The organism is Veillonella montpellierensis (assembly GCF_947090115.1).
Lineage (GTDB): Bacteria > Bacillota > Negativicutes > Veillonellales > Veillonellaceae > Veillonella > Veillonella montpellierensis.
Map to the genome: position 1 here is coordinate 14,395 of NZ_CAMUMS010000007.1, position 11,844 is coordinate 26,238.

The following is an 11,844-nucleotide window of genomic DNA, read 5'->3' on the forward strand; positions in this document are numbered from 1 at the left end:
GCGTCTACAAGAAAACTGTGACCTTTACTACATGCACATAGGGTATACAACAAGACTAGACACCTAAATCATAACACAAGGTTCACTATGGATTTTTTATGTGTTCAATTTCATTTTATAATTAAGCAAAAGGAACAATTGATGAATTGTCAGAACATGCGAAGGAAATGTTTTATAAATATGAAAAACATGGGTGGAAAGGCCAATTGCCAAATACTAAAAACATGAAAGCTGGTAAATTATGGGAAAATGATATTAGAGAGGATATAAAATTACCTGAAAAAGATAAATATGGGGAAAAGATTACTTATAGAGAATTTGATGTTAATAGCACTGAGCCGGGTAAAAAACGAGATACTGAGCGATTCGTAGTAGGTGGTGATGGGAGTATATATTATACTGATTCTCATTATAAAAATTTTATAAAAATAAAGTGAGGAAAATTATAGTATGAAAAAAGAATTTGAATTCCGTGCAATTACTTATAACGAATATCTTGATTTAAAAAACAATATTAATAATTCCACAGATATGATTATAGAAATTGAGGGGAAAAAAACAAAAAAATGGAGTGATTTCACTCAGTTTATGGGAAAAATTTTTAATTTTCCATTGAATTGTAATTCTCGTGCGTTTGCGAGTTATATAGAGGATTGGTTTGACTTCGAAAATGTAAACATAAAAAATCTATATTTTTATTTTTAATATAGATAAATGCATGAGACGAAAAGGTTTAGAAAAAATACTGTATGTAACATCTACGCAGTTTGAAAAAAATTATTGGTTTTATACATTATTTCCTGTAGAAATTTTACCAAGAACATTAGTTAGTCTAGATGTTATTAATACAAAAACTTGTTTGGAAGAATTTAAGGTTTTTTATGTAAATGATAAGGAAAATAAATCACTGCCCTATCCCCAAAATAGAATTATTTATTTATCAGACAATAAATATGATAGTCTTCGAAGAAAGCTTTCGAAAAACTCAAATCAACTAGTAATAGATTTAACAGATAAAAATACGAAAGGCTCTTTTTTACAAGCCCTACATCCATATATTGGTGTATGTGAATCTTTACAATCATTAGAAAATAAACTGATACATGCTTTATACAATCCAAGTACGCCTTCGAATATAGCTTTTTTTCTTAAGAATTTTAGTAGATATGATTTTGAAAGTAACGATCGAATTATTGTTTACTTTTTAATTAAGTATTGTATGTGTTATTGGTTTTATTATGATGATTATATAAAAAAAGAAATTACCTTCTATGTAACAGAAAACTGGTAAATTAAAGTTATTAGAAATACGATAAAGAAGACTAGATACCTATTATTATTACGCTGTACATAGAGAAGATAAAAAATACACATAGTACTTTCATAATCTGTACGTAGCGACATGACGTAGGCACATAAAAAACCTATATAACTACTTTCATCAAGGAATGAGCGTAGTTATATAGGTTTTTATAATGGAGATTGTATGACTTTCGGGTGCACGACGTGTGTCGCGATTTGTACTCGAAAGACTATAACATAACGATTTTATCGTGCGTAGGCGGTACTAGCCAAGTGCCATCTGGCTTGATAATTCCCCATTTTTTCCCTTGTCGAGCAGGACTGTAGCCATTTTTAAATAGATTGGTACCAGAAATGGTATTGTGACTCGTGTATAACGTATTTCCGTCTACATCGATAATACTGCGTTCCTTACCATCGATGGACCATGTGTACGGTGTATTATCGAATGGTCTGATGATGGCCGTATCACTCCATTTTTTTAAAAGTTTGCCCGTACTAGCTTCCGCTAAATAGTGGGATTCGCCTAGTCGTACCGACATGCGATCGTGCCCTAAAAATAGGAGACTGGTAAAGTTAAAGTCTGTTAAGGCCTTTCCTGTATGTAAATCAAACACCGCATAGCCGTCTTTTGTAGTTTTTTGTAACGCCAATAATCCTTCTCGTGGTTCTAAGCGACCTACCATATATTGATCAGGTTGAATGAGAACGTTGCCAGTCGGTGATACAAATTTGGTCAGCCCTTGGTTAACCACAATGGTACCATATTGCGTCATCGGATACACTTTATCATTATGGGCATCGATGATGACATTGCCATGATCGTCTTTGTAGCCTCGTTTTGTGCCGTGAAAGATGGCCCCATAGCGCGTTGTTGTGTCAAAGGATTCATCGTTTAACACACTGGTTAATAGGGCGTCGGCAACGGTGGTTCCCTTCCACGTACTTACTTGACGTGTATATTCAACAAGGTTAGTCGGTGGATGTAACAAATTCTCTTTCGATGTAGGTTGTAACCAATCGGAAGGGATAGATGTCATATCACCTAGCTTTTTATTATGTTTGTCAATATGGTCTAGTTGTTTTTTATCCTTCCCTGCTAGGAAGGTACCATCGGGTAGTTCTTTCAATTCCTTATAGTGCGCAGGAATTGTCACCGTACCCGTTGTATCAATAATGCCCCAACGATTACCATCTTTAAATTTTGCTAATACGCCCATAGGATATAAATTTTGTTCCTTGATAGGGAAATAACTGTATTCTGCTAATCGATTTGATTCACGTAAGTCAATGTATCCTAGTGCTTCGCGGGCTTCTTTTAATTGACTTTTACTAATCCGTGGCAAGTTTAAATCCACATGAGGCTTGATGATGTCTGTCGTCGATGTACTGGTGTGTTCTACATAGGAAGTTTCCGTTTTCGTCACAGTTTCTTCCGATGTACTGCGGTGGATATGTGTATATAGCTCTTCGCCGTATGCCGCTTGTGCAGTAGGTACATGATACAATGCACCAGCTATCATAACCGTTAGGGTAGCATACACTACTTTTGATGCGTATCGATGCCTGTTTCGCTCCATGCCTGTTCCGATAGGTTTAGGTTGCACTTGGGAGCGATGTTCTCTTTCACTAGTAACGTGAGTTGATAGTAGATTCATCTTAGAAAAATTCATATATACCTCGTGGATTACAAATACAATAATAGTAGTATAATTTATAAAATATAATAATAATATATAATAAAAAAATGAATAAATCGTGAGGACGGGAAAGTAGCAACGACGTTTCCGAAGCCTACATAGATAGAAGTGCCAATGTATCTATGCGTATTATGACAATATGCACATCTCCATCGATAGTATCTTGATAAATTACTCTCTACGTATCGACAGTATCTTCTTGGAGTATACTCTACATATGTATCATGTATGTACGGACAGTATTCTAGGAGCAGCATATCGTGATAGGCTTAGGCACTATGTGCTCTGGTATGTATGCATGAATAATTCCCATCGATAGTATCTTGATAAATTACTCTCTACGTATCGACAGTATCTTCTTGGAGTATACTCTACATATGTATCATGTATGTACGGACAGTATTCTAGGAGCAGCATATCGTGATAGGCTTAGGCACTATGTGCTCTGGTATGTATGCATGAATAATTCCCATCGATAGTGCTTTGAAAGATTCTATGCGGTTTATACATCTACTCCATTATATACAGCGTCAAGTTTTGACTAGGAGGGGATACGAATAGGCGTATTTTTTACCATGTTGAGATGCAATATACATATAGCAAGCATGTTCGCATTGAAAGTTCGTATATATTTCAGAAAAAGCCTATGAAAGCGTAGATATCTATTCTTTCATAGGCTATTCTTAGTATACAATGACGCTAATAATATAGATGACGTCCATCATCATGAAAGGCTTCATAAAATGGAACTTGAAAGACCTCTTCTAGAAGGGCTGGTGTCATCACTTCCGTAGCATTGCCATGGGCAACTACTTCACCATGTTTCATCATAATGATGTTATCACAGTATTGAGCCGCTAGGTTCAAGTCATGTAAGATGATGATCGATGTGCCAGTAAATTTCTTTAATTCTTCCATTAAATTAATTTTATGGTGAATATCTAGATGATTCGTTGGCTCATCCAATAGTAATAGATTCGGTTCCTGTGTAAAGGCTTTCGCAATCAATACACGTTGTCGTTCGCCACCCGATAATTGATATAATGGCGTGTTTTCATATTGCACAGCACCATATTTTTCCATCATCTCATGGGCAATGTTTAAATCATGTTCTGTATAGTCCATGAATTGTTTTTTATAAGGGTAGCGTCCCATCAATACAATATCCTTGGCGAGCATCGTATCACCAGTTGGATTGTGCTGCTGAATCATGACAGCAATCTCACGAGCAAACTGCTTGCGTGGAATCGTTTCAATAGCTTGTCCTTTATAAAAAACAGTATTTTCTGAATGGTGTAGCCCCGTTATATGATTTAGTAATGTTGATTTGCCACAACCGTTAGGACCAATAATGGCGGTCATCGTATGTTCTTCTATTTGTAAAGAAATATCTTTTAAAATCGATTTGTCGTGAATCGAGTACGATAAATGTTCTACTGTTAACATGAAGAGCCTCCTCGTTGATGTCTGCATACAATCCAGATAAATAGAGGTGTCCCTACAATCGATGTTAATACGCCAATCGGTAATTCTTCAGGTCGGAATGCACTACGCGCTACTACATCTGCCCAAATCATAAGTAGGGCACTAATCAAGCTAGTGAATACTAATAATGATTTGTGCTTAGGACCGATTAAGAAACGTGCCAAATGAGGGGTAATTAAACCGATAAAACCAATAATCCCTGCATGGGCTACGAGCACGGAAATGCATATAGAAGTAACAAGAATAATGGTTAATTGAATTCGTTTGATCGGTAATCCTAAGTATTGTGCCTCTGTATGACCTAACAATAGAATATCTAAATCGTGGTGCAAGGAGAAGAGTATGAGGAAGGTACCAATTACAGTTATAGAGGTAATTGGTATAGCAGACCATTGAATACCAGAAAAACTGCCTAATAGCCAGAACATGGCACTGCGTACTTGGTTTTCATGAGGTGCGGCATAAATCATGACCATCGTTAACGCAGAAAATAGGGCGGAAATTCCGATACCCACAAGGACTAATCGCGTGATGTTATTCTGCTTTCCTGAAAGCAGAACAACGGCTAACATACTTAAGGCAGCTCCAACAAAGGCACCAACAGATTGATCGTAGGGTGTCATAAATGCTAACCAGCCATAGATGAGTGTGCCTACGGCGCCAAATCCAGCCCCAGATGAAACACCTAGAATGTAAGGATCGGCGAGATCATTACGTGTTACCGTTTGTAGTACAAGACCGCATAAGGAGAGGCCAATACCACATAACATGGCAAATAGTGTGCGTGGTACGCGAACTTCCCATAAAATGGTAGATACAATATCCTGTGGTAAGGTACCTGTTTGTAGAAACGTCATGATATTGGCTAATACATCATGAAGCGGAATTGATACAGATCCAAGGCCAATGGATAGGATAAAGCTGGCACAAATAGCGACGATGAGTCCCAATGCTTTTGTATAGATGTTCAACATTAGTTAGCACCGTGAATTGTAGCAGCAAGACGTTCAAGAGCATCTACAGTTCGTACACCTGGAGTGATTTCGGATAATTTCACTTTAATGAAATGGTTTTCCTTAACGGCTGTAATCGATTGTAATTGAGGGTTGTTTTTGATTTTTTGAACACGTACTTCGAAGGAATCGCTGTTAAGTTCTGTTGTGTCATAGTCAACAACGATGATGTAGTCAGGGTTAGCAGCAATAACAGATTCCCAGCTTGCTTTGCCCCAAGTTTTACCTTTCACTTGACCAGACATAACGTTTTCAGCACCGATTAATTTAAGAATGTTTTCTGTGTAACCACCGAATACAGTGAAAGGTTCGTCATTAGAAGAGTCAAATACTAGTACGCGTTTAGTAGGTTGTTGGCCGATTTTCTTTTGAATCGCTGCTAATTTTTCTTTCTGTCCATCTACCCATTTTTGAGCTACTTCTTCTTTACCGAAGATTTCACCTAGTTTTAACATATCGTTAAATAAAGTATCTAAATTAGCGTCAGTATCTTGCATGGAATCTGGCACAAAGATAGGAATATGTTGTGATAAGATTTTGTCAGCTGGAATCCAACGTTTACTGAATGTGTCGCCCCAGCCTGTAACAAAGTCAGGTTTAACAGCCATGAATTGTTCATAGGATGGCCATTTATCGGATAAAACAGGCACTTTTTTATATTGTTCAACTAATGGTGCATACATTGGTTCTTCTAAGAACGCAGTACCAGCCATTTGATTTTCTAATCCCAATGTTAACATCATTTCTGTAGTTGCTTGGGATAGAGATACGGCCTTTTTAGGAGCTGTTGTTACAGAACCTTGCACATCTTTACCATCTAAATTGTCGTTCCAAGTAACGGCTGCTTGTTTAGTTGGTTGTTCTGTAGAGGAACCGCAACCAGTGAATAAAGCGCCACACATACCTAAGCAAACAGTGGCTAAGGCAATACGTTTTTGAAGTTGTTTGTTAAACATAATGAACCTGCTTTCTTTTTAATTAGTAACGTTTTCATAATCATCAAAGGGAGATATGGATTGTAGCATTCGTTTTATTACGGTAACGATAGTGATGATGAGGTAGAGTGGTAATTTATTGGTGTAAAAAAGACTCGATATAGAGATATTATATGCATTATGTCCACATAGTAATTAATACGCATATAGAGTTAGTTCTCTTACGCTAATTTCATGAGTAATAAATAAAAAAGAGTACTATAGTGTTATGTGAACTAATAAAAAATGTAACAACATATGAACATATCTGTATATAAAGAAAAACCGCATATAAGCACTGACTTAAGTATTTATAGTACGGTAATAATTATTACAAGTCAGTACCCTGGCTCAAGATCATCATGGCCACCATCCCATTGCAAGAGGTTATGATAGTGGCATTCACTATTACAGTTAGCACTTACTACCGAATTGATTGCGTAAAAAAGCATATCAATTCGTACATAGAATACATACTGTTTCATCACTGACGTGTGAGAACAAGCATTGTAATAAGACTAGCGCTGACATTCCATCAGCTTCCCTGACAATATGAAGTTATAAAAGTGTAAAATACAATTTTTGATACTGTATTTCATATATACCATTATATCATATAAATAAATTTTTTTGAAAAAAGTTTGTAAAAAATTTTTTATTTCCCTTGCAAGGATGATATGAAGATGGTGATATAAAAATATGGCGGTACAACATTACTAATCCTAGTAAGTTGATAGACTGTGAGGACCTATCGTCGATACATTTGTTTGATTTTAATTGGTTAACATATTATTAAATGAGAAACAATTGTTTAATGCACATTTATTAGATAATGTGATAATAATATGTATCATTCTGACGAAACGAGTAATCGCATACATAGTACGTGTCATAGGACTATGTATGTTATGTAGGGGATACAATATGAGGGACTAGAAAAAGAGTTGTTTTCATACAGTGAATATAGGTTTGATATGGTATCATCAATTAGTATGCATTGATGTAGGAATAGGGAATAGGACAAAACGTGCTATACATCTAACACTATGAATTGTAAAAAGAATATATGGATACCTAGTGCAATAAAGAAAAAAACAACGGCATATAGCCGTTGTTGTATGTGGTGGACGATGACAGGATCGAACTGCCGACATCCTGCTTGTAAGGCAGGCGCTCTCCCAGCTGAGCTAATCGTCCATATATAATTGGTGACCCGTGGGGGAATCGAACCCCCGATACCGCCGTGAAAGGGCGGTGTCTTAACCGCTTGACCAACGGGCCGCATATGGCTCCCCGAGTAGGACTCGAACCTACGACCGATCGGTTAACAGCCGATTGCTCTACCAACTGAGCTATCGAGGAATAGTACATTTGTTATTATAGGTGATATGTTGAAATAATGCAAGTCTTTTTTTTAAAAGATTTTGCTCGTCTTTTATAGTCGTTGACTATGTGTGACATAGACGGCTAATAGTACCTGTAAAAAGTACGTTTCTATCTATTTATTAGGGGATTAAAAATCAATACTATTTGCGCTATGTTGATATATCTATGTCTTAGTTTTCACACATATGTTACACATTGAGAACTATTCTGATACAACTTAGTTTGGGCGTTTGAAGTCAAGCGTCGTATTTGCTGTACTGTTATATCTTGCTCCATGTTTTTCTACTTGTTTGATGAATTCTTTTTCGCTTGTAAAAACTTTTCTGCCATATAAAATTTTTCCATCTTCTCTATGACCTCTCTTAACTTTACCATTCTGCCACGGTGAGTAAGGATATTTCTTGCCTGAAAGTTGCACAAGAATGGCCTGATGTGCAGTATCGTTTAGTGCTATATTCATTATATAAGCACAGTAAGAATGACTCGATGGACAATCGAGTAAAATTTAGCAAATATAGCCTATTAATTATAATATATACATATATATTGTAATTTTAAAATGGAGAAAGTGAGTAATATATATCATAAATGCATAATTATAGGTATGCTATGATTGAAATGCTTATGATAAAAATTCATAATACGATTATTTTTAGTAAGGTCTGATACCATGTTTATTAATAACCTCTATAGACAGGCATGACAGTAAAACGTCAAAAAATAGATGGTTACTTATGTTGTGATAGAAATGATCAAAAATTTTTCTTTCTAAGTAGCAGATTCTGAGAATAGCTATATGTGTGTATACGATCTAAAAATTTATAAAAATATGATAATTACTATCAATAAGAAGAGATACAGGACCCTTGTATGAGGTAATAAATATAAATTAAACTGTTGTGGTTACAAAAAAATAATCTCGATGGTTTACTTGTCATAGAGAAGATGCTAGAAATTTTGAGTTTTTAAATGAATGAAGGAATGTTGATTAATACAGTTATTTACAATCATTGTGATAAATCCTATTAAAAATACAGACTATTAAAGTTTGACATGTAAAATACCGTGGCTAGACGAAAGAAATGTATTACATCAAAAATGTTCGTATTGGATAGATAAATGTCTATGAATAGTGGATATGATAAAGTTTCTCATAAATGAAAATGGCTTGATAAAACGGCATAGTATGTGCCTTGAATGACCCTATTTAGCATGTTATGATAATTTCATAGAGTTGATTTATGTTCAGTGTTTTGACTAAATCATGTTAATTGAGGAGGGATTATTTTGCGTACAATTAATGTTGCAGAAATTACAAAAGCGGTTAGACAATTATGTATGGATGCTGCTTACTACTTACCACAAGATATTTATGAAGGATTAAAAAAAGGTCGTGAAACAGAAGAATCTCCAGTAGGTTGCGTTGTATTAGACCAAATCATTAAAAACGCAGAAATTGCTCGAGAAGAAGATCGCCCATACTGCCAAGATACAGGCATGACATTAGTATTCCTTTCAATTGGTCAAGATGTACATCTTGAAGGTGGAGATCTTACTGAAGCCGTTAACGCTGGTGTAGCAGCAGGCTATGTTGAAGGATATCTTCGTAAATCCGTTGTAGCTGAACCATTGTTCAATCGTAAAAATACTGGTAACAACACACCAGCTATTATTTACACTGAAATCGTACCTGGCGACAAGATTGATATTCAAGTAGAACTTAAAGGTTTCGGTTCTGAAAATAAATCTGATGTAGCTATGTTAGTTCCTGCAGATGGTGTAGAAGGCGTAAAAAAAGCCGTACTTGATATTGTAAAACATGCGGGCCCAAATCCTTGCCCTCCAATCGTACTTGGTATCGGTATTGGCGGTACTATGGATAAAGCGGCAGTTATGTCTAAAAAAGCGTTACTTCGTCCTATCGATGTACCTCATAAAGACCCTGAATACGCTAAACTTGAAGAAGAAATTCTTGGCATGGTAAATAAAACTGGTATTGGACCACAATTAGGTGGTACTACTACTTGTATTGGTGTAAATATTGAATGGGGTCCTACTCATATTGCAGGTCTTCCTGTAGCTGTTACCATCATGTGTCATGCAGCGCGTCATGCACACGTAGAACTTTAATTGATAGGAGGAACTCAGAATGGCTGAAACAATTCGCATTAACACTGAAGATTATAATGAAGAAGTATCTCGTAAATTAAAAGTAGGAGATAGCATATTATTCACTGGTAAAATTTATTCAGCTCGTGATGCAGCTCATAAAGTTATGACAGAAGCATTGGCACGTGGTGAAAAATTGCCAATTGATTGGACTAATAAAATTGTGTACTATTTAGGACCAACACCTGCAAAACCTGGTGATCCAATTGGTTCTGCTGGCCCTACTACATCTGGTCGTATGGATGCGTACACACCAACAATGCTTGATCAAGGTATTAAAGGTATGATCGGTAAAGGATCTCGTAAACCAGAAGTTGTAGAGTCTATGAAGAAAAATGGTACAACTTATTTTGCTGCTGTTGGCGGTGCCGCTGCATTGATTGCTAAATCTATTAAAAAATATGAAGTATTGGCATATGAAGACTTAGGCCCAGAAGCATTGGCAGAATTGACTGTTGAAGATTTCCCATGCATCGTTGTAGGCGATACTGAAGGTAACAACTTCTATGAAATCGGTCAAAAACCATATAAAAGAGACTAATTGTATTACTTATTAATACGTAGTTTACATTATTAAGTGCTATCAAACTGTTAATCGGCATGAAGGTATTAACCTTTGTGCCGATTTTTTGTGTTGTTTGTGAAGCATTAGGCAGCACTAATAAGAAGTGCCATACATATAATTTGCTATAGAAAAGGAAACGTGTTGTGAGATAGAAATACTCATTTATATAGAATGGCATTTAAACCATAGTAGTTAAAGTACGCTGTATCACTCACATAAGAAAGATGCTGCGTATCATTGTTAGTAGTATCATCATGAGACTAGTAAGATAAGAGTTTTTACAGTAATGCTAGACATATGGGGCTGAGTAGTATCTTATCGATTTAGGGGGAAGTATTTTAAATTTTTAATACTATTTTTCTAAAAAATACGGCGTCACATAATTATAAAAATAAACTATTTTTACCTTTAATGGATACGTAAAGTATGATAGGATATAACGTAGTGGATATATAATTCCATATAAACATTTAGAGATGAGATGAAAAGAGGGGTTGGTGTGGGACCTAATAAGAGAGTCTGTCACGCTCAGGCAGAAGAAAATAGGGATGACTACCCATTGCAAATGACTTGTATGAAACAAGAAACGAGTTCCGATGATGAAAAACGTCGTTGGTTAGATACGATTACGGGTACTACAAAGCAGGCGGTCAGAGAGTTAATCGAAGTGGCCAAGTTAAGAGAAGGAAGTCGATTGGTTATCGGCTGTTCAACTAGTGAAATTGTAGGATATCATATTGGTAAAGCATCTAATTTACATGTGGCTGAAGCGGTATATACTGGTTTATATGATGTGACACAAAAGCAGGGTATTCAATTGGCCATTCAATGTTGCGAGCATTTGAACCGTGCATTGGTCATTGAAAAACAGACGGTTATTACCGAAGAAATTGTCAATGTGATACCGCAACCCAAAGCGGGAGGGTCGCTAGCTACGGTGGCCTATGAACGATTTAAAGACCCTTGCGTAGTTGAGTTTATTCGTGCTGATGCGGGTATTGATATAGGCGATACTTTAATCGGCATGCATCTTACACATGTGGCAGTGCCAGTTCGATTATCTGTTACAACGATTGGACACGCCCATGTAACAGCAGCGCGCACACGCCCTAAAAGCATTGGCGGTAGTCGTGCCATATATAATGAAGAATTAGGATAGCCAAATCTATGGGATTGTCGTTGTCAATGATGAACGATGATTAGCGGATGGATTGAGCTACTTTTTATGAATATAAATTGTAGATTGTATA

Annotated in this window: 11 protein-coding genes and 3 tRNA genes; 6 read left to right on the forward strand and 8 right to left on the reverse strand. The window is 36.1% G+C overall.

What is annotated here, in order from left to right; translation table 11 throughout:
• Positions 1–167: 167 nt before the first annotated feature.
• The 3 genes from P6940_RS04635 to P6940_RS04645 are packed head-to-tail and all read left to right on the forward strand — an operon-like array spanning position 168 to position 1,291.
• Positions 168–437 carry a ribonuclease domain-containing protein gene (locus tag P6940_RS04635; RefSeq protein ID WP_081936480.1) on the forward strand — a complete coding sequence of 90 codons (270 nt, stop codon included), beginning with the start codon at positions 168–170 and terminating at the stop codon, positions 435–437.
• Between the two features lie 13 nt (positions 438–450).
• Positions 451–705: a hypothetical protein gene (locus P6940_RS04640; protein ID WP_277288277.1), complete on the forward strand. Its 255-nt coding sequence runs from the start codon at positions 451–453 to the stop codon at positions 703–705.
• Between the two features lie 13 nt (positions 706–718).
• Complete coding sequence (locus P6940_RS04645; RefSeq protein WP_277293350.1) at positions 719–1,291, forward strand: hypothetical protein; 573 nt, start codon at positions 719–721, stop codon at positions 1,289–1,291.
• 241 nt (positions 1,292–1,532) lie between these two features.
• On the opposite strand, the gene P6940_RS04650 is transcribed toward P6940_RS04645, so the two are convergent.
• From P6940_RS04650 to P6940_RS04685, 8 genes are all read right to left on the reverse strand, one after another.
• Complete coding sequence (locus P6940_RS04650) at positions 1,533–2,975, reverse strand: WG repeat-containing protein (RefSeq protein WP_277293351.1); 1,443 nt, start codon at positions 2,973–2,975, stop codon at positions 1,533–1,535.
• A 726-nt stretch (positions 2,976–3,701) separates the two neighbouring features.
• A complete protein-coding gene (locus P6940_RS04655) occupies positions 3,702–4,448 on the reverse strand; it encodes an ABC transporter ATP-binding protein (protein WP_038152735.1) in 747 nt (248 codons plus the stop codon).
• Positions 4,442–5,461, reverse strand: coding sequence for a FecCD family ABC transporter permease (locus P6940_RS04660; protein ID WP_277293352.1), 1,020 nt, complete (start codon positions 5,459–5,461; stop codon positions 4,442–4,444). Before P6940_RS04660 ends, P6940_RS04655 begins: the two co-directional genes overlap by 7 nt.
• Positions 5,461–6,456: an ABC transporter substrate-binding protein gene (locus P6940_RS04665; protein ID WP_277288281.1), complete on the reverse strand. Its 996-nt coding sequence runs from the start codon at positions 6,454–6,456 to the stop codon at positions 5,461–5,463. Before P6940_RS04665 ends, P6940_RS04660 begins: the two co-directional genes overlap by 1 nt.
• Before the next feature lie 1,139 nt (positions 6,457–7,595).
• Positions 7,596–7,671, reverse strand: a tRNA-Val gene (locus P6940_RS04670).
• A 9-nt stretch (positions 7,672–7,680) separates the two neighbouring features.
• Positions 7,681–7,755, reverse strand: a tRNA-Glu gene (locus P6940_RS04675).
• 5 nt (positions 7,756–7,760) lie between these two features.
• Positions 7,761–7,836: transfer RNA gene (locus P6940_RS04680), tRNA-Asn, on the reverse strand.
• Positions 7,837–8,077: 241 nt separating this feature from the next.
• Positions 8,078–8,320 carry a hypothetical protein gene (locus tag P6940_RS04685; RefSeq protein ID WP_277293353.1) on the reverse strand — a complete coding sequence of 81 codons (243 nt, stop codon included), beginning with the start codon at positions 8,318–8,320 and terminating at the stop codon, positions 8,078–8,080.
• Between the two features lie 827 nt (positions 8,321–9,147).
• Here P6940_RS04685 and P6940_RS04690 point away from each other — a divergent pair.
• The 3 genes from P6940_RS04690 (at position 9,148) to P6940_RS04700 (ending at position 11,753) form a co-directional block, all read left to right on the forward strand.
• Positions 9,148–9,990: a fumarate hydratase gene (locus P6940_RS04690; protein ID WP_028258104.1), complete on the forward strand. Its 843-nt coding sequence runs from the start codon at positions 9,148–9,150 to the stop codon at positions 9,988–9,990.
• 19 nt (positions 9,991–10,009) lie between these two features.
• The gene (locus P6940_RS04695; protein ID WP_277293354.1) at positions 10,010–10,570 is read left to right on the forward strand and encodes a Fe-S-containing hydro-lyase; all 561 of its coding nucleotides are present in this window, start codon (positions 10,010–10,012) and stop codon (positions 10,568–10,570) included.
• A gap of 598 nt (positions 10,571–11,168) precedes the next feature.
• Positions 11,169–11,753, forward strand: coding sequence for a TIGR01440 family protein (locus tag P6940_RS04700; protein WP_277293400.1), 585 nt, complete (start codon positions 11,169–11,171; stop codon positions 11,751–11,753).
• The last annotated feature ends 91 nt before the right edge of the window (positions 11,754–11,844 follow it).